Annotated in this window: 20 protein-coding genes, 2 tRNA genes and 1 pseudogene; 17 read left to right on the top strand and 6 right to left on the bottom strand. The window is 72.5% G+C overall.

Translation table 11 applies throughout. From position 1 onward, the window contains the following. Window positions 1-158: 158 nt before the first annotated feature. Window positions 159-338, bottom strand: a complete 180-nt coding sequence (locus tag CKY47_RS18455; RefSeq protein WP_306747088.1) for a DUF397 domain-containing protein — start codon at window positions 336-338, stop codon at window positions 159-161. Then, a complete protein-coding gene (locus tag CKY47_RS18450; RefSeq protein WP_306747087.1) occupies window positions 335-1,246 on the bottom strand; it encodes a helix-turn-helix domain-containing protein in 912 nt (303 codons plus the stop codon). Before CKY47_RS18450 ends, CKY47_RS18455 begins: the two co-directional genes overlap by 4 nt. 113 nt (window positions 1,247-1,359) lie before the next feature. On the opposite strand from CKY47_RS18450, the gene CKY47_RS18445 reads away from it, so the two are divergent. After that, window positions 1,360-1,641 carry a hypothetical protein gene (locus tag CKY47_RS18445; protein WP_306747086.1) on the top strand — a complete coding sequence of 94 codons (282 nt, stop codon included), beginning with the start codon at window positions 1,360-1,362 and terminating at the stop codon, window positions 1,639-1,641. A gap of 28 nt (window positions 1,642-1,669) precedes the next feature. Continuing rightward, window positions 1,670-1,987 (top strand): hypothetical protein, encoded by a 318-nt coding sequence (locus CKY47_RS18440; RefSeq protein ID WP_306747085.1) that lies wholly within the window; start codon window positions 1,670-1,672, stop codon window positions 1,985-1,987. Window positions 1,988-2,518: 531 nt separating this feature from the next. Here the strand turns inward: CKY47_RS18440 and CKY47_RS18435 are convergent. Further along, window positions 2,519-3,250: a Type 1 glutamine amidotransferase-like domain-containing protein gene (locus CKY47_RS18435; protein WP_306747084.1), complete on the bottom strand. Its 732-nt coding sequence runs from the start codon at window positions 3,248-3,250 to the stop codon at window positions 2,519-2,521. A 43-nt stretch (window positions 3,251-3,293) separates the two neighbouring features. Between CKY47_RS18435 and CKY47_RS18430 the strand changes: the two genes are divergently transcribed. The 6 genes from CKY47_RS18430 (at window position 3,294) to CKY47_RS18405 (ending at window position 7,770) form a co-directional block, all read left to right on the top strand. Then, window positions 3,294-3,932, top strand: coding sequence for a YdcF family protein (locus tag CKY47_RS18430; protein WP_306747083.1), 639 nt, complete (start codon window positions 3,294-3,296; stop codon window positions 3,930-3,932). Between the two features lie 67 nt (window positions 3,933-3,999). After that, window positions 4,000-4,470 carry a nuclear transport factor 2 family protein gene (locus CKY47_RS18425; protein ID WP_306747082.1) on the top strand — a complete coding sequence of 157 codons (471 nt, stop codon included), beginning with the start codon at window positions 4,000-4,002 and terminating at the stop codon, window positions 4,468-4,470. Between the two features lie 102 nt (window positions 4,471-4,572). Continuing rightward, on the top strand, window positions 4,573-5,835 hold the full coding sequence (locus tag CKY47_RS18420; protein ID WP_306747081.1) for a deoxyguanosinetriphosphate triphosphohydrolase: 1,263 nt from the start codon (window positions 4,573-4,575) through the stop codon (window positions 5,833-5,835). A 58-nt stretch (window positions 5,836-5,893) separates the two neighbouring features. Then, on the top strand, window positions 5,894-6,118 hold the full coding sequence (locus tag CKY47_RS18415; protein WP_306747080.1) for a hypothetical protein: 225 nt from the start codon (window positions 5,894-5,896) through the stop codon (window positions 6,116-6,118). Further along, complete coding sequence (locus CKY47_RS18410) at window positions 6,097-7,143, top strand: serpin family protein (RefSeq protein WP_306747078.1); 1,047 nt, start codon at window positions 6,097-6,099, stop codon at window positions 7,141-7,143. The genes CKY47_RS18415 and CKY47_RS18410 overlap by 22 nt, the downstream gene beginning before the upstream one ends. Before the next feature lie 60 nt (window positions 7,144-7,203). Beyond that, complete coding sequence (locus tag CKY47_RS18405) at window positions 7,204-7,770, top strand: carboxymuconolactone decarboxylase family protein (RefSeq protein ID WP_306747077.1); 567 nt, start codon at window positions 7,204-7,206, stop codon at window positions 7,768-7,770. On the opposite strand, the gene CKY47_RS18400 is transcribed toward CKY47_RS18405, so the two are convergent. Next, window positions 7,733-8,671 carry a sigma-70 family RNA polymerase sigma factor gene (locus CKY47_RS18400; RefSeq protein ID WP_306747076.1) on the bottom strand — a complete coding sequence of 313 codons (939 nt, stop codon included), beginning with the start codon at window positions 8,669-8,671 and terminating at the stop codon, window positions 7,733-7,735. The two genes, CKY47_RS18405 and CKY47_RS18400, sit on opposite strands and share 38 nt — an antisense overlap. 34 nt (window positions 8,672-8,705) lie before the next feature. Between CKY47_RS18400 and dnaG the strand changes: the two genes are divergently transcribed. Genes dnaG through CKY47_RS18385 form a run of 3 tightly spaced genes read left to right on the top strand, consistent with a single transcriptional unit; the run spans window position 8,706 to window position 11,922 of the window. Beyond that, a complete protein-coding gene (dnaG, locus tag CKY47_RS18395) occupies window positions 8,706-10,601 on the top strand; it encodes a DNA primase (RefSeq protein WP_306747075.1) in 1,896 nt (631 codons plus the stop codon). Continuing rightward, the gene (locus CKY47_RS18390) at window positions 10,598-11,119 is read left to right on the top strand and encodes a hypothetical protein (RefSeq protein ID WP_306747074.1); all 522 of its coding nucleotides are present in this window, start codon (window positions 10,598-10,600) and stop codon (window positions 11,117-11,119) included. Before dnaG ends, CKY47_RS18390 begins: the two co-directional genes overlap by 4 nt. Before the next feature lie 56 nt (window positions 11,120-11,175). Next, the gene (locus CKY47_RS18385; protein ID WP_306747073.1) at window positions 11,176-11,922 is read left to right on the top strand and encodes a trans-aconitate 2-methyltransferase; all 747 of its coding nucleotides are present in this window, start codon (window positions 11,176-11,178) and stop codon (window positions 11,920-11,922) included. A gap of 62 nt (window positions 11,923-11,984) precedes the next feature. Here the strand turns inward: CKY47_RS18385 and CKY47_RS18380 are convergent, their stop codons facing one another. Next, window positions 11,985-12,239: a hypothetical protein gene (locus CKY47_RS18380; protein WP_306747072.1), complete on the bottom strand. Its 255-nt coding sequence runs from the start codon at window positions 12,237-12,239 to the stop codon at window positions 11,985-11,987. Between the two features lie 135 nt (window positions 12,240-12,374). Between CKY47_RS18380 and CKY47_RS18375 the strand changes: the two genes are divergently transcribed. The 4 genes from CKY47_RS18375 (at window position 12,375) to CKY47_RS18360 (ending at window position 14,353) form a co-directional block, all read left to right on the top strand. Further along, window positions 12,375-12,446 (top strand) — tRNA-Asn (locus CKY47_RS18375). A 119-nt stretch (window positions 12,447-12,565) separates the two neighbouring features. Continuing rightward, entirely contained in the window at window positions 12,566-13,408 is an 843-nt protein-coding gene (locus CKY47_RS18370; protein ID WP_306747071.1) for an oxygenase MpaB family protein, read from the top strand. Window positions 13,409-13,493: 85 nt separating this feature from the next. After that, window positions 13,494-13,568: transfer RNA gene (locus CKY47_RS18365), tRNA-Ile, on the top strand. Window positions 13,569-14,056: 488 nt separating this feature from the next. Beyond that, complete coding sequence (locus tag CKY47_RS18360; RefSeq protein WP_306747070.1) at window positions 14,057-14,353, top strand: SH3 domain-containing protein; 297 nt, start codon at window positions 14,057-14,059, stop codon at window positions 14,351-14,353. 242 nt (window positions 14,354-14,595) lie between these two features. Here CKY47_RS18360 and CKY47_RS18355 read toward each other — a convergent pair whose 3' ends face one another. Next, window positions 14,596-15,615 (bottom strand): LCP family protein, encoded by a 1,020-nt coding sequence (locus tag CKY47_RS18355; RefSeq protein WP_306747069.1) that lies wholly within the window; start codon window positions 15,613-15,615, stop codon window positions 14,596-14,598. A 77-nt stretch (window positions 15,616-15,692) separates the two neighbouring features. On the opposite strand from CKY47_RS18355, the gene CKY47_RS18350 reads away from it, so the two are divergent. Both CKY47_RS18350 and CKY47_RS18345 read left to right on the top strand, forming a co-directional pair. Then, entirely contained in the window at window positions 15,693-16,097 is a 405-nt protein-coding gene (locus tag CKY47_RS18350) for a DUF6542 domain-containing protein (RefSeq protein WP_306747068.1), read from the top strand. 127 nt (window positions 16,098-16,224) lie between these two features. After that, window positions 16,225-16,440: pseudogene (locus CKY47_RS18345) on the top strand (polysaccharide deacetylase family protein); the annotation flags it as partial. Window positions 16,441-16,462 lie beyond the last annotated feature (22 nt).

The raw sequence follows: 16,462 nt of genomic DNA, 5'->3' as shown, positions 1-16,462 counted from the left end.
GACCGCCACCCGCAGGGGCACGACGTCAGCGATGCGCCGTCGTCCGGACGAACACCTCCGGACGATGACCGCGACCACCTCCCGCCCGACGGGGGAGTGCCACCCCGGACCGTCAGCCCATCGGACCGGTCAACGGGTCGACGCTCCGAGACGCGGCACTAGTCGAGCGCACCGGACTTGATCGCGTCGAGCCAGGCGCGGGTGACGACGACCGTGCCCGCGTCCGGGTTCTTGCTGTCCCGCACCGCGTACCGCCGGCCGTGCGGGGCGACCTCGACGCAGTTGCCACCTCCGGTGCCGCCGCTGCCCGAGTAGCTGCTCTTGCGCCAATTGATCATTCCGCGTCCCTTGCCGTAGCCGGTTGGGTGTAAGTCTTCACCGCCTCACTGATCGCGTCCAGCGAATCGGAGGGGGACAGTGATCGTTGAGTGAGGATGCCCCAGCGTTCGGTGCAGACGCGTACCTGGGCGCGGTCCTCGATGTAGACCGCACCCCCTGGTCCTTCGGCGTAGCCGAAATCGGGAATCGGCTCGGGCAAGGTCAAGATGGAGAACGGTCCGTCGAGCGCCGGGGTCGCACCTGCCGACTTGGGGAGCACCTGGACCGTGATGTGGTCGGCCTCCGACGTGTCGAGCAGGCGTTGGAGTTGGTTGCGCATCACCAGCGGTGTGCCGACCGGGCGTTCCAGGATCGCCTCGTCGAGGATCACGTGGAACCGCAACGGGTTCGGGCGCGCGAGCACCTGTTGCCGCGCCAGCCGGGCGATCACGCGGCGGTCCACCACCTCGTACCCCATGCCGGGGTTGGCGCCGTAGATCAGCGCCCGCGTGTAGTCGGCGGTCTGGAGCAGGCCCGGCACCACCATCGTCTCGAACTCGCGCAACGCCACGAGTGCCGCTTCGACGCTCAGGAACTCGTGGAAGTCGCCCGGCAGGTCCTTGCGGAGCGCCAGCCAGTAGCCGCGTTCGTTCACGGTGGACGCCAGGCCGAGCATCCAGTTGCGCATGCCCTGGTCGTCCACCCCGTACAGGTCCAGCAATTGCTCCACGTCGTGCCGCTTGACGCCTTGTTCGCGCGTCTCGATCCGGCCGAGTTTCGAGCGCGACCACTTGCCCGTACCTTTCCGGAGACGTTCGGCGGCCTGTTCGATGCTCAATCCGCTGCTTTCACGCAACGCTCGCAACGTTTCGGTGAGCTGCCACCGCCGCACTGTCGCGTTGATCGCGCCACCGTTGTCCTGACGCACTGTTGTCCTCCGAAAAGGTGAATAAAACGGGTTCCCGGTTCTGGTACCGGTTTCTCGTAGCACAGTATCGCTACACCAAGTGGTCAATCGGTTACGACACGGAGGCGGTTGGCATGTCGCCCACGACCGGACAGCAGCAGTACGAGGAGTTCGTGACCGAATTGCTCGCCGACGAGAGGCCGCGCCTGTTCGCGGTGTTGCGCGAATTCGGCACGCACCAGGACGCGGAGGTCGCGGCGTGGGGGATGGCCTGGCCCGACCGTGCCGAACTGGTCTCGCCGAACGGCAGGGTGCGGATGCGGTCGGAGTCGCCGGAACGGGCGTTGCGGGTGTTCGGCCGCGGTGAGGACGTCTCGGCGCGACTGGTCTGGGTCGACGCCGACCCGGTGTCGTGAACGCCCCGCCCCCGAGCCCGGGGGTGCGGTGAGCGCCGCCCCGGCGGACTCGGCGCTGCTGGACGAGTGGCCGGCCGAACTGGTCCGGCGGCGTTGGACGTTCCACCGCGTGCCGGACCGGGAGTCGCCCGGGGCGATCGCGGCCGTCTTCCGGTGGCGCGGCCTCGGCCTCGCCGACGTGGTCGTGCTGCTCCACGCGGGCCGCGCCCGGGGTTACCGCGTCGTCCTGACCGCACCCGGGCATCCCGCGATGTCAGGCGTGCCGTCGGTCGCCACGGACGCCGAGCGGCGACTGGCCGCCGGGTTCATCGGGCGGCGGTGCGTCATCCGGCCACCGAGGGGTTGACGCGCCGAGTGCCGGCCGCGGGGTGGTCGCAGGGGCGCAGCGCGTTCCGCGTCCGGTACGGGTGCGGGTGATCGCACGTCGCCGGCAAGGTCGGCTCGTGATGCGGTCACCGCAGCTCGCTGTCGCGCGCATCGACGGCAAGCCCATCCCGATGCCGTGGAGGGGCGACCCCCGCCAGGTGGTCGACAACGTCGCCGCTACCCGTGCTCGGTGGCCTGGTCGAGCCCGACCTCGCGGGTGTCGCCCCGGGCGACGGTGTTGGTGGCGATGATCCGACGCGGACGCCGCGGCGCCGGTGTCGAGGTCCACCGGGGTCACCCCCCGGTTCGACACCGGCGGCGGCCCCGACCGCCCGCGCCACGGCCGCCGGGAGGTCCGGGGCGGGTTCCCGGCCGTCCGGGGCGCGGCGGCGTGCGGGGTCTCGGCGACGCCGGCGGTCCCGGGTGGCCCCGGGAGCAGCACCGCGTCCACGCCGACGACCGGCGCGGGCACCACGAGCCGCCGGCGTCCTGCCACCCCTCCACGGTCCGTTCACAACCGCCTGGTGTCGAGCGTTTCCTCCTGTGCGATTCCTGAAGCTTCGTCGCGTCGCACCAGGTAGGCGCCGCCCGTGGGCCGTTCGGAGACCGCCTCGACCAGTTCGGTGCCGCGGTAGACCAGCCCGGCGCCGTCGTCGGTGCAGTGCGTGACCGGCAGCGTCCCGGCCGCGACGGCCGCGTGGATCGTCGGCCGGCGCATCGGCTCGCTGTCGTAGTGCACGCCGTTGCCGTAGGGCAGGAACCCGAGCCCGTTGGTCACCACGCGCAGGTCCGGTCCGAACGAGTCCGTGGACCCGCCGAGGTACCAGCAGATCGACCCGGCCGACACCCCGCCGAGCACGACGCCGTCCCGCCACGCGTCGCGCAGCACGGGACCGAGGCCGTGCACCTCCCACACGGCCAGCAGGTTCGCCACCGAGCCGCCGCCCACCCACACCACGTCGTGCTCGCGCACGAACCCGGCCAGGTCCTCGGTGGGCGGCATGGTGAACAGGTTGAGGTGCGACACCTCCCACCCGACGAGCCGGCCCGCCTCGGAGACGTCCGCGTTGAACCACCGCTGGTCGCCGTTGGCCGTGCCGACGTGGCAGAGCCGCGGCGCGCGCCCGTGCACGCCGGACAGGTCCACGGCGTGGTGGACGAGCCGGTGGAACTCCAGGTTGGTCCGGTGGCCGGCGCGGAAACCGCCGGAGGTCGCGACGATCGTCGGCTGCTCTGCTGGCATGGGCTCGATCTTCCCAGTGCCGAGGTGTGGAATCATCGGGTGCGTGACGTTCCTGCCGAGGCTCCGCCGGCTCGTGACGCGCCTCGTGCTCGGCGCCCTCGTCATCGGCCTGCTCGTCGTCGGCGGCACGGCTTTCCGCGTCTGGCAGGTCGCCCGCGAGGACGACCGCACGCACGCGGACATGGCCGTGGTGCTCGGCGCCGCCCAGTACAACGGCGTGCCCTCCGAGGTGCTCGAAGCGCGGTTGCAGCACGCGAAGCGCCTCTACGACCAGGGCGTGGTCGAGTACATCGCCACCACCGGCGGCAGGCAGCCCGGCGACAACTTCACCGAGGGCGAGGCCGGCCGCATCTGGCTGGAGGACAACGACGTCCCCACCGACCGCATCCTGGAGGTCGGCGAGGGCAACGACACCCTGGGCAGCATCCGGGCCGTGGCCGCCGCCGCCCGCGCGAAGTCGTTGCGCACCGCGGTGATCGTCAGCGACCCGTGGCACTCGCTGCGGGCGCGCACGATGGCCGAGGACGAGGGCCTGTCGGCCTGGACGTCGCCGACGCGCAGCGGGCCGAACGTGCAGACGCGGCAGACGCAGCTGTTCTACATCCGCCGCGAGACCGGCGGGCTGCTGTACTACCACCTGATGAAGGCGCCGGCCGGGGCGTTCGACGGCATCCTGCTCTGACCGGGTTTCCCGTCCGACGGTCCGCGGTTCCCCCGCGCGGGACGCGCGCACCGGCCACAGTGGGGGCATGACCGAACTGCGCGACGTCGTCGCCCGCCTGGAGCGGGTCGAGGCCGAACTGGCCCTCCACCGGCTGGCCGACAACTACTGCGTGGCCGCCGACCACCGCGACCCGGACCTCTGGCGGGAGGTCTGGACGCCCGACGCGGTGTGGGACACCGGCCCGGACCACGTGTTCACCGGCATCGACGCCATCTGCGCCGCCGTCCGCGAGCAGTGGCGGGCGTTCCCCGTCATGCGGCACGGGACGGTCAGCCACGTCGTGGACCTCGCCGGCCTGGCCGAGGGCGTCGCGACCGGCCGCAGCGACGTCATCTTCCACGTGAACTTCGACGACGGGACCTGGTCGACCGGCGTGGGCACCTACCTGGACGAGTACCGCCACCACGACGGCCGGTGGCGGATCGCCCGGCGCACCGTGTCCGGGGCGCGCGAACTCGGCCCGCTGCACGACCGGGAGCGCACCGCCGAGTCCTGACCGCCGAGTCCCGACCACGGCCCCGGACACCGGCGGGGGGAGTTGTCCACAGCCCCGGCGCGCGGACCGACCCCGCCCCGCCCGCTCACCTAGGCTGGTCCGATGAGCGGCGGCTACACCGAACACGACTGCGCGCGGCTGCTGGGGGAGCGGCCCAAGGGCGCCGTGCTGCCCGGTGCGCGCGCGGAGCGGCGCACGCCGTTCTCGCGCGACCGGGCACGGGTGCTGCACTCGGCCGCCCTGCGCCGGCTGGCGGGCAAGACGCAGGTCGTCGGGCCGAACGAGGGCGCGGAGGTGACCGGTGTGCCGCGCACCCGCCTCACGCACTCCCTCGAAGTCGCCCAGATCGGCCGGGGCATCGGCGAGGAGCTGGGCTGCGACCCCGACGTCGTCGACACCGCCGGCCTGGCGCACGACATCGGGCACCCGCCGTTCGGGCACAACGGGGAGCGCGCGCTCGACGAGCTGGCCGGGCCGTGCGGCGGGTTCGAGGGCAACGCGCAGACCCTGCGCATCCTGACCAGGCTGGAGCCCAAGACGGAACGCGGCCTCAACCTGACCCGCGCCTGCCTCGACGCGGCCACCAAGTACCCGTGGCCCCGGCGCCCCGGCACGGCGAAGTTCGGCGCCTACGACGACGACCTCGACGTGTTCCGGTGGGTCCGCGAGGGCGCGCCCGACCACCGGCGCTGCCTGGAGGCCCAGGTCATGGACTGGGCCGACGACGTCGCCTACTCGGTGCACGACGTGGAGGACGGCGTCCTCGCGCACCGCATCCGGCTCTCGGCCCTCGGCGACCCGGTCGAGCGCACCGCCATCGCCGAGCTGGCCGCGAAGCACTTCTGCGACGAGCCCGTGGACGTCCTGGAGGCCACCGCGGCGGAACTGCTCGCCCTGCCGGTCATCGCCGACCTCGCCGAGTACGACGGGTCGCGGCGCGCGCAGGTCGCGCTCAAGCGCCTCACCAGCGAGCTGGTCGGCCGCTTCGCCTCCGCCGCGGTCGGCGCGACGCGCGAGGTGCACGGCGACGGCCCGCTCACCCGCTACGAGGCCGACCTGGTGGTGCCCGCGCGGGCGCAGGCCGAGGTGGCGCTGCTCAAGGCGGTCGCCGTCCGGTACGTGATGAGCGACCCGGACCGGCTGCGCATGCAGGTCGGGCAGCGCGAGCTGATCGCCGAACTGGTGCACGCCCTGCTCACCGGCGCGCCCGAGGGCCTCGACCCGGCGTTCCACCCGGCCTGGCACGCGGCGGGCGACGACGCGGCGCGGCTGCGGGTCGTGGTCGACCAGGTCGCCTCGCTCACCGACGCCCAGGCCGTCGCCTGGCACCGGGCACTGACCGCGACACCCGCGCGCGGCGTGTGACCGGTGGCACACTCGGAGGCATGACCGATGACGACCGACCGCCCGGCGGGTCCTGACCGTGGCGCGGACCCGCGCGAGCACGGGGGCCCGCCGGTACCGGCGGAAGCACCCGGACCGGCACCGTGACGGCGACACCGACGGCGACACCGACGACGGTTCCGCCGGCGTCCGCGAACCACGACACCCCGTGCCACCCGGTCCGGCGGGCGGCACCGGCGAACGGCCCATCCCGGACGACCCGACAGTGGTGGAGGAAACCCAGTGCCTGACCGAGCGCCCCTGACGTTCGCCCTCGCCCTGCACGACGCCGTCGCACCCGACCGCACGCGCAACGCCTGCTGGTCCCCGTACTCGGTGGCCAGTGCCCTGGGCACGACCGCCGAGGCGGCGCGCGGCGACACCGCGGCCGAGCTGGTGGCGCTGCTGGGCGAGGACAACGCCAAGCTGCTCAAGGCCACCGCGGTCGGTGACGACGCCGAGTTCGCCGTGGCCAACACGCTGTGGGCGTCCGACGCGCTGCCGCTGGAGGACGGCTTCCTCGCCGACCTGGCGGGCTGGCCCGGCGCGGGCGCGCGGTCGGCGCCGTTCGCCACCGACCCCGAGGGCGCGCGGGGCATGATCAACGCCGACGTCGCCGACACCACGCGCGGGCTGGTCCCCGAGCTGCTCGGCCGCGGTTCGATCACCACCGACACGGTCGCCACCCTGGTCAACGCCCTGTACCTGAAGTGCGCGTGGAACGCGGAGTTCCCCGAGCACGACACGGCCGACCGGCCGTTCCGGGGCGCGGGCGACGTGCCGACCATGCGCCGCGAGGACAACGCCCGCTACGCGCGCGCCGCCGGCTGGGAGGCCGTGGCGCTGGCCGCGAACGGCGGCGTCGAGGCGGTCGTGCTGCTGCCCGAGGACGAGCTGGGCCCCACCGACGGCGTGCCCGAGGTGCTCGACGCGCTCGACTGGGAGCGCGTCGACCTGTACCTGCCGAAGCTCGACATCGGCCTCAACACCTCGCTGGCCCCGGCGCTCCGGCAGATCGGCGTGACCACCCTGTTCACCCGCGAGGCCGACCTCAGCGGGCTCAGCCCCGACCCGCGCCTGTACGTGGACGACGTGGTGCACGAGGCCGTGCTGCGGGTCGACGAGCAGGGCTTCGAGGGCGCGGCGGCGACCGCCGTGGTGATGCGCATGACGTCGTTCATCCCCGCCGAACCCGGCCGCGAGGTGCGCGTGGACCGGCCGTTCCTGTTCCTCGTCCGGCACGCCGAGACGGGCGTGGTGTTCTTCCTCGCCCAGGTGGTCGAGCCCTAGTCGTCACGTTCCGGCGCTCCCCGCCGTCCCCTCCTCGAAGACCGAGGACGAGGAGGGGACATGCCCAGGATTCCCGTTGTCACCACCCGCGAGGCCGGCCCGCTGGTCAGGCTCGCCTACCGGTTCGCGAAGCGCCGGTTCGGCGCGGTGCCCGAGCCGGTGGCCGTGTCGGCGCACCACCGGAAGCTGCTGGTCGCGGGCGCCCGCCACGAGCTGGGCGTGGAGAAGGCCGCGACGACGCTGCCGGTGTCGCTGCGCGAGCTGGTGGTGTACGCGACCGCCGTCACCGCGGGCTGCTCGTGGTGCGTCGACTTCGGCACCATGCTGATCAAGCACGAGGGCCTGGACGTCGACCGGCTCCAGGAGGTCCGCGACTACGCGCGCTCCGACCGGTACACCGGGCTGGAGAAGCTGGCGCTGGCCTACGTCGAGGCGATGACCGCCACCCCGACCGCCGTCACCGACGAGCAGGTCGCCGAGCTGGACGCGCGGCTCGGCCACCGGGGGCTGGTCGAGCTGACCTACCTGATCGCGCTGGAGAACCAGCGGGCCCGGTTCAACTCGGCGCTGGGCATCACCGACCAGGGCTTCACGTCGGGGGAGGCGTGCCGGGTGCCGATGCCGTGACACCGCCCGCCGCGAAGTCGACGTGGGCGAGCTTGTCCGGGTTCGACACGTCGTAGACGGCCACCACCAGGCCGTCGCGCACCGCGAACGCGCTGACCCGCTCGGTCACGTCGTCGGTCGCCGGGATCAGCACCCCCAGGTCGCCGTTGACCAGCGCCGGGCGCCCGGTGCTCAGCCCGCCGTACTTGCGCACCAGGCCGAACAGGAAGCGGGCCACCTTGTCCGCGCCGGACACCACGTTGATCGCGGTCTTCGCCTTGCCGCCGCCGTCGCCCACCACCACGACGTCCGGGTGCAGCAGCCCGACCACGGCGCCCACGTCACCCGCCGCGAGCGCCGCGAGGAACCGCTCCAGCACCTCGCGCTGCTCCTCCAGGGCGATCCTGGGCGGCGGGTCGGCGTCGGCGGCGGCGCGGCGGCCCCGCGACGCGTGCTGGCGCGCCGTGGCCGTCGTCACGCCCAGCACGTCCGCGATCTCGTCGAACGGCACGCCGAACGCGTCGTGCAGCACGAACGCCACCCGCTGCTCGGGCGTGAGCCGGTCGAGCACCACCAGCGCCGCCATCCGCACGCCGTCGTCGCGCACCACCGCGTCCAGCGGGTCGTCCTCGCCGGAGGTCACCAGCGGCTCGGGCAGCCACTGCCCGACGTACCGCTCGCGCCGCACCGCCGCCGACCGCAGCCGGTCCAGGCAGATCCGCCCCACGACGGTCGTCAGCCAGCCCTTCGGGTCGCGGATCGCCGCGCGGCCCTCCGCCGACAGCCCGGACAGCCGCAGCCACGCCTCCTGCACGGCGTCCTCGGCGTCCGCGACGCTGCCGGTGAGCCGGTAGGCCACCCCGACGAGGTGGGAGCGCAGGCCGGTGAAGGTCGCGACCAGGGTCTGCTCGGCTGCGGTCACGGGCACCAGTCTGCCAGCACTAGACTCGGTCGACGTGGCAGGACGCATCCGGGAGAGCGACATCGCGTTGGTGCGTGACCGGAGCCGGATCGACGACGTCGTGGGGGACCACGTCTCGCTGCGCGGTGCCGGCTCCGGCGCGCTGAAGGGGCTCTGCCCGTTCCACGACGAGAAGTCGCCGTCGTTCAACGTGCGCCCCTCGCACGGCACGTTCCACTGCTTCGGCTGCGGCGAGGGCGGCGACGTCATCGCGTTCGTGATGAAGATCGAGCACCTCGGGTTCGTGGAGGCGGTGGAGCGGCTCGCCGACCGGGCGGGCATCCAGCTGGTCTACGAGGGCGGCGGCGCCACGGTCCAGCGCGACCGCGGCACCCGCAGCAGGCTCATCGAGGCGCACCGCGCCGCCGCCGAGTTCTACGCCGAGCAGCTCGCCACGCCCGACGCCATGCCGGCGCGCGAGTTCCTGGCGCAGCGCGGCTTCGACGAGGCCGCCGCCCGCCAGTTCGGCTGCGGCTTCGCGCCCGGCGGCTGGGACAAGCTGACCAAGCACCTGCTCGGGCGCGGGTTCGAGCTGACCGAGCTGCTCAAGGCCCAGCTGACCAAGGAGGGCAGGCAGGGCCCGATCGACCGGTTCCACCGGCGGCTGCTGTGGCCCATCCGGGACATGGGCGGGGAGGTCGTCGGGTTCGGCGCGCGCCGGATCTTCGACGACGACCCGATCCAGGCCAAGTACCTGAACACCTCCGAGAGCCCGATCTACAAGAAGTCCCAGGTGCTGTTCGGGCTGGACCTGGCCAAGAAGGAGATCGCCAAGCGCCGGCAGGCCGTCGTCGTCGAGGGCTACACCGACGTGATGGCCATGCACCTCGCGGGCGTGCCCACGGCCGTCGCGTCGTGCGGCACGGCGTTCGGCCCGGACCACATGAACGTGCTGCGGCGGCTGCTGATCGACGACTCCCTCAGCGGTGAGGTGATCTTCACCTTCGACGGCGACGCGGCCGGGCAGAAGGCGGCGCTCAAGGCGTTCGAGGGCGAGCAGCAGTTCTCCGCGCAGACCTACATCGCGGTCGCGCCCGACGGCATGGACCCGTGCGAGCTGCGGCAGGAGAAGGGTGACGTGGCGGTGCGCGACCTCGTGGCCCGGCGCACGCCGCTGGTCGAGTTCGCCATCAAGGCGCAGCTGCGCGACTACGACCTGGACTCGGTGGACGGCCGCGTCGAGGCGCTGAAGAAGATGGTGCCGTTCGTCGCCCAGATCAAGGACCGGGCCAAGCGCGACGGGTACGCCACGCGCCTGGCGTGGTGGGTGGGCTGGGAGGACGAGGCCGCGGTCGTGCGCCGGGTGCGGGAGACGGCCAACGGGCGCGCCCCGGCGGCGGCCCCCACGCGGCGGGTGGCCGTGGACCCGAACCAGGGCGCGCCGGCGGTGGACGTGAGCGGCCCGCCGCGCCCCGACCCGCGCGACCCGGCGCTGCGCACCGAGCGGGAGGCGCTCAAGGCGGCGCTCCAGCTGCCCGAGATGGCCGGGCCGTACTACGACTCGCTGCCGGACGACGCGTTCACGCACCCCGCCTACCAGGCGCTGCACCGGGCGATCCGGGAGGCGGGCGGCACGTCGTCCGGGTTGTCCGGGCCGACGTTCCTGGAGTCGGTGTCGCAGGCGTGCGCGCAGCAGTCCGTGCGGACGGTGCTGCGCGAGCTGTCCGTGGAGCCGCTCCAGGTGAAGGCGGACGAGTACCGCTACGTGCAGGGCGTGCTGGCCGGGGTGCAGAAGATGCTGGTGTCCCGGCAGATCGCGGAGATCAAGTCGCGGCTGCGGCGGGTGTCGCCGATCGACGAGCCCGACGAGTACCGCCACCTCTTCGGCGACCTGATCGCCCTGGAGGAGTACCACAAGGCACTGGGCGAACAGGCGGTGGGCGGGCTGTGAGGGAACTGTTCCGGAGGATCTTCGGCTCGGGCGCGCCCGAGGGGTTCGCCGGGTCGCTGGACGCCGACGAGAACGTGCTGGCCTCGGCCGCAGTCGGCGCCGGGTGGCTGATCGCGACCACGCGCGGGCTGTGGCTGCCGGACCCGGCCGGACCGCGCCGCGTCGGCTGGCACCTGGTGAGCAAGGCCACGTGGACGGGGAACGCCCTGGCCGTCGTCGAGGCGGTGGAGGACGGCGAGGCCGGGCAGGCCGTGCTGCTGCGCGACCTGCCCGCGACGCGGTTCCCGCTGGAGTCGCCGGGGAAGATCCCGCAGGTGGTGCACGAGCGCGTCACCGCGTCGATCAAGTCGCGGCACCGGCACGAGTCGCCGGGGGCGTGGTTCCTCCAGCGCAAGGTGCCGGGCAGGGACGGCGTGGTGCTCCAGGTGCGGCCCGACCCGGACGCGGACGTGGCGGCGGTGCGCGACATCGCGGCGTCGGTGGCGGCGAGGATCGCGGCGGCCAAGCCCGTCGACTGACCCTTGCCAGTACGGGCGTACGGTATCAGTACGTTCGTACTGTATTGGAGTCGCGCATGTGGGACCCGGGCAAGTACCTCGCGTTCGCCGACCACCGGTCACGACCGTTCCACGAGTTGGTGGCCCGCGTCGGCGCCACGTCGCCGCGCCGCGTCGTCGACCTGGGCTGCGGCCCCGGCAACCTCACCCTCGCCCTGGCCGAGCGCTGGCCGTCGGCGGTCGTGGAGGCCGTCGACTCCTCGCCCGAGATGGTCGCGGCGGCGCGGGAGCGGGGCGTCGACGCGCGGGTGGCCGACGTGGCCGCGTGGGAGCCCGCCGAGGACGTCGACGTCGTGGTGACCAACGCCGTGCTCCAGTGGGTGCCCGGCCACGAGGACCTGCTGCGCGCCTGGGTGCGGAGGCTGCCGTCCGGGGCGTGGCTGGCGGTGCAGGTGCCGGGCAACTTCTCGGGGCCGTCGCACGCGCTGGTGCGCGAACTGGTCGACGAGTCGTGGCCGGCCCTCGCGGGGCTCGTGCGGTCATCGCCGGTGCTGGACCCCGTCGGGTACGCGGAAGTGCTGTCCGAGGCCGCCGTGGACGCCTGGGAGACCACGTACGTGCAGCGACTGGAGGGGGAGGACGCCGTGCTGGAGTGGATCAGCGGGACGGCGCTGCGACCGATCCGCGCGGCCCTGGACGACGCCTCGTGGGAGGAGTTCCGGGCGCGGCTCGCGCCACGCCTGCGCGCGGCCTACCCGCGCCGGGCGGACGGCACCACGTGGTTCCCGTTCCGGCGGGTCTTCGCGGTCGCCCGGGTGCCCTGACCTCGGGCGTCGTCACCGCCGTGCCGTGGCCGCCCCTCGCCCGGGACGGCCACGGCGATCGCCTAGTTGGTGCGCGGGATGACCGGGTCGCGCCGGTGCCCGTTCGCGTTCGAGGCGGCGGTCGTGCCCTGGTGGCCCTGGTGGCGTCCGAAACCGGTCTTCTCGCTCACCTTGGCGCGCACGATCCCGGCCGCGCCCTGGACCGCCGGGTGGTCGGTCAGCGAGCGGTAGGCGCGCACGATCTGGTCGTAGCGCCGGCGGCCTGCACGCGCCCCCAGCACGTAGCCGACGGCCGCGCCGATCAGGATGCCCTTCATGCGGTGTCCTCTCCTCCCATCGTGCCTGGTCACGTCCCTTCCTACCGGGAAACCAGGGGGGTGTGCGCAGGCACTGCCGCGCATGCGCTAGAGTTGTGCGCGTCAGGCCGCGAGGCCCGGCCCACAACAGAACATTCCCCCATAGCTCAACGGCAGAGCATTCGACTGTTAATCGAAGGGTTACTGGTTCGAATCCAGTTGGGGGAGCGCGATGGCAGCCCCAGGTCCTTCGACCTGGGGTTTCGTCGTTGTCATGGGGCGGGGGTACCCACGGACCACCCGTTTGTCACCCGCACGGGGCACTTTCTTCCGGCAGGCTGTCCGGCATGGCCGACCGCTTCGCCCTGCGCCGCCGCATCACGTCGCTGGACCCCGAGACCGACCACGCGGAGATCATGCGGCTCTCGACGGGGTACGAGTTCCCGTGGGACTACGTCAGGGCGCTGGAGTTCGCCCTGTTCCGCACGTACTGCGTGCCGTCCATCTCGGCGCTGCTGGCGAAGACGGGCGAGTTCGAGCGGCGCGCCCAGCAGCGCTACGACGACACCGCCCTGCTCATGGGCGAACTCGTGGAGCACGGCTACGACTCGCCGAGGGGGCGGGAGGCGTTGCGCGTGGTCAACCGGCTGCACGGCCGCCACGACATCTCCGACGACGACATGCGGTACGTGCTGTCCACGTTCGTCTACGACCCGGTCGACTGGCTGGACCGCTTCGGCTGGCGGCCGCTGACCGACCACGAGCGCCTGGCCGCGTTCCACTTCTACCGGGCCGTGGGCGCCAGGATGGGCATCAAGGGCGTGCCGCACACCTACGGGGCGTTCCGGGCCTTCAAGCGGGCGTACGAGGCCGAGCACTTCGCGTACAGCGAGACGAACCGGCGGATCGGCCAGTACACCCTGGACCTGTTCTGCTCCTGGTACCCGCTGCCGAAGGCCGTGACGTCGAGAGCGGTCCTGGCGATGCTCGACAAACCCATGCTGGACGCGTTCGGCTTCACCCCCCAACCCCGTTGGCTCACCACCGCCGGCCACCGCGCGCTGCGCCTGAGGGCCCGGGCGCTGCTCCTCGCCGGCCCCCGCAAGCGCCCCCTGCTGACCAACCGCCCGAACCGCACGTACCCGGCTTACCCGACCGGCTACCGGCCGTCCGACCTCGGAGCCCCGTAGCGGCAAGCGCACAGCTTGGTCACGCCCTGCCGGGTTGTCGAGACGTGGCGATCGGTGATCTGTACCCTCCAGAACCGCACGTCAGGGGGCGGTAGCTCAGCCGGTCAGAGCAGCGGACTCATAATCCGTCAGGTCGTGGGTTCGAACCCCACCCGCCCCACTCCCCGACCTGGTCGAACCTCACTTTCAAGATCAATCGTCCGCGTGGTCGTCCATGAACGCCCGTGTGCCGTGGGCGTATCGATCGCGACGGCGGCGAGGGGTGCCGCAGGGCTGCGTCGCGGTGGGATCGGAGAGCGGGCGCGGGGGCGTACATCCCGCAAGTGGGTAATCCTCGTGGAAGCGGCACTCGCGGAGCGTGGTTCGGGAACGCCCAACCGGGGTTTCCGGAGTGATGTGCCGGACACTCGAATGGCGGCGTTCTTCACTTGTGATCCGTATTCTCGTGTTGAGGCAGTTGTGGGGAGTTCTGTGCCATAGGGCAGTAGGCCGCAATCGTGCGGTGTGACTTCGGATCGTCGAAGGCGGTGGACGAGGTACTCGATCGGCGGATGATCGATGGCCTCTTGAGTGTCTACTGTCCATATCGGGCAACTCGCGGACGGGTGTCGCCCGAGACGTGATCCGATCAAAAGGGGAAATAGGTCTATGAGCAGGCTGAAAGCACTTGCGGTCGGTGTGTTGGCGCTGGCCGCGCTGGCTGGTGGAACGGCCACGGCGGGTGCGGCCAACACGGGTGCGACCACGACGGGGACGCACGGCGTCCAGGTGGTTCGAACCGTCTGTGCCGACACTGTGGATGTGCGGTGGACCCCGGGTGGCTCCCCGACGGGCCGGCTGGTCTACTGGGGGCAGACCGTCAACGTCGTCGACTACCGTGACGGTGTCTGGTGGCAGATCAATTCCCCTTACTCGGGGTACGTGCTGGCGCAGTACTTCTGCTGAGCTGCTCAGGGGCGGACTGGTCGGGGAATCGGAAAATCAAGCTCCTTCCGAGTCGCTGTTCGTCATCGGGGCACCGTGTCGATTCGTTGATTTCAAACGTTCTTGAGTGCGCTCCGGTTTTGCAAGTGGCCCGACCGGTCGTTGGTGCGTCATCGACCGGTCGGGCGTCGTGGTTTGGCCGATCCGTCGCTTTCCCTCGACCTGCTCGTACTCGTGGATGACGCCGAAGCTGCCGTCACCGTTCAGTCCACGCACGGGATCGGGGACGGGGCTGCGCCGGGGCCCGAGGGACCACTGGGGCGCAGGGCCGCGGTGACGGCGGCTCGGAGGGCGGGACCGGCGTCCGGTTCGTCCTCCGGGACCAGGGGCAGGGTCGTGAACGTCACGCCGGGCACGCCTTGGACCGCCGCCAGGACGTCCCAGCCCTCCGACAGGACCACGTTGTGCTTGGCCACCTCCGCCACCGGGCCCAGGGCGGCGGGGCCCTCGGACCTCAGGCGGTGCAGGAGGGCCGACAGGAACGCCTGCTGGCGGCGGGTCCGGTCCAGATCCCCGTTCGGCAGGCCGTGGCGTTGCCGGACGAACGCCAGGGACTGCGCCGGCGTCAGGTGCTGGGGCCCGGCGGGGAAGTCGGCTCCCGAGTGCGGGTCCGCGGTCGCCCGGTTCAGGCAGACGTCGATCCCGCCCAGCGCCTCGGTCAGGTGGTGGAAGCCCACCATGCTCACCTCGGCCAGGTGGTCGATCGGCACGCCGAGCAGGGCCTGGACCGTCTCGACCTGGGCGCGTCGGCCGGCCTCCCGGCCGAGCCACTCCTGTTCGGCCGGGTCCAGCGTGGTGGGCAGGGTGCGCTCGACCGCCGCCTTCGCCCTCCCGTACGCCTCTTTGACCTTGCCCCGCTGCGGTCCGCCGGGGATTCCCAGCAACGGGGCGTTGTTGTCCCGCGGCAGGGACAGGGCCTTGGCCCCGCCCGCACCCGCCGGGAGGTGCAGCACGATCAGCGCGTTGGCGTTGTACCCGCCGCGGTCCACGTCGCCCGCGTGCAGGGCGTCCAGCACGTCGTCGGGCGGGGTTCCGCCGTCGAGGTCGCGCCTGGTCGTCAGGCCCATGACCAGCACGGTGGTGCCCGACGACGAACGCGGCGCGTCGGTCGGTATCGCCGTCGAACGGCGGATGCCCGCGTCCACCTCCCGGTACGTCGTCCACGCCACGCCGGCCGCGACCAGCACGACCGCCGACAGGGCGATCCATGTGGTCCGGACCACTACTCGCAGAACCCCGTGCACCGCTCCAGCCCCCCTGCGTCCTCTAACCCGGAGGAGTCGACGTTGGGGGACGTGTCGTGGTTGACCGCTTGGCCCATCTGCCGAGTGTGGCGTCGATCGCCGTGACGGCGCTCTTCACCGGTGTGGGCAGCTGGCTCGACGGCGGGCAACCCGGGGCGGTGCTCGGCGTCTTCATGGTGTTCGGCGCGGTGCTCGCGTCCGCGATGGTGCGGCCGGTCGGGTTGTGGATCGCGGTCCCGGCACCCCCGCTGTTGTACGTGGGGCTGGTGGTGGCCGTGTCCGCGCTGAAGGGGAAGTCCACGGGGGAGTTGGCGATTCTCGTCGCACCACCGGTCGTGCGCGCGTTCCCGCACCTCGCGGTGGCGGTGGGCGCCGGGCTGGTGGTGGCGGCGGTGCGGGTGGGGGGAGCGTGGTGGAGGGGCAGGTCTTCGTCGACCCGACGGGGAGGCGCCGTGGCGTGATGCGCGCGGCAGGGTTGGCGCTGGCGACGTCGTTGCTGGGCTTGGCGGCGGTCATCGTGGCGACCGTGGCCGGGCACGTCCCGTGAGGACGCACTGGGTCTCGCTCGTGGTGGGGCTGGGGTTCCTCATGGGGGCGTTGAGCTTCCACGCCTACGCCACGGCCAGGGTCGCCGATCCGGAACGGGCGCACGTCGGGGCCGGGTGGGCCGAGGAGGTCGCGGACGGCACGGCGGCGCTGGTGTTCCACGGTGGACCGCACCCGCGGTGGACGCCGCGGCTGCTGGACGCGCTGGCCGCGGAGGGCGTCAGGGCGACGTTCGTCCTGGTCGGAGCGCACGTCAACGAGCACCCGGAGTCGGTGCGGC

This window comes from Saccharothrix longispora, assembly GCF_030852425.1.
Classification (GTDB): domain Bacteria; phylum Actinomycetota; class Actinomycetes; order Mycobacteriales; family Pseudonocardiaceae; genus Actinosynnema; species Actinosynnema longispora.
This window is presented reverse-complemented; position numbering and strand designations above follow the sequence as displayed.

Bases quoted from the DNA above. Each gene is read 5' to 3' on its own strand.
- CKY47_RS18370 (WP_306747071.1), top strand. From the start codon at position 12,566: ATGGCCGACCGCTTCGCCCTGCGCCGCCGCATCACGTCGCTGGACCCC.
- CKY47_RS18445 (WP_306747086.1), top strand. From the start codon at position 1,360: ATGTCGCCCACGACCGGACAGCAGCAGTACGAGGAGTTCGTGACCGAA.
- CKY47_RS18455 (WP_306747088.1), bottom strand. From the start codon at position 338: ATGATCAATTGGCGCAAGAGCAGCTACTCGGGCAGCGGCGGCACCGGA.
- CKY47_RS18385 (WP_306747073.1), top strand. From the start codon at position 11,176: ATGTGGGACCCGGGCAAGTACCTCGCGTTCGCCGACCACCGGTCACGA.
- CKY47_RS18360 (WP_306747070.1), top strand. From the start codon at position 14,057: ATGAGCAGGCTGAAAGCACTTGCGGTCGGTGTGTTGGCGCTGGCCGCG.
- CKY47_RS18435 (WP_306747084.1), bottom strand. From the start codon at position 3,250: ATGCCAGCAGAGCAGCCGACGATCGTCGCGACCTCCGGCGGTTTCCGC.
- CKY47_RS18380 (WP_306747072.1), bottom strand. From the start codon at position 12,239: ATGAAGGGCATCCTGATCGGCGCGGCCGTCGGCTACGTGCTGGGGGCG.
- CKY47_RS18425 (WP_306747082.1), top strand. From the start codon at position 4,000: ATGACCGAACTGCGCGACGTCGTCGCCCGCCTGGAGCGGGTCGAGGCC.
- CKY47_RS18420 (WP_306747081.1), top strand. From the start codon at position 4,573: ATGAGCGGCGGCTACACCGAACACGACTGCGCGCGGCTGCTGGGGGAG.
- CKY47_RS18405 (WP_306747077.1), top strand. From the start codon at position 7,204: ATGCCCAGGATTCCCGTTGTCACCACCCGCGAGGCCGGCCCGCTGGTC.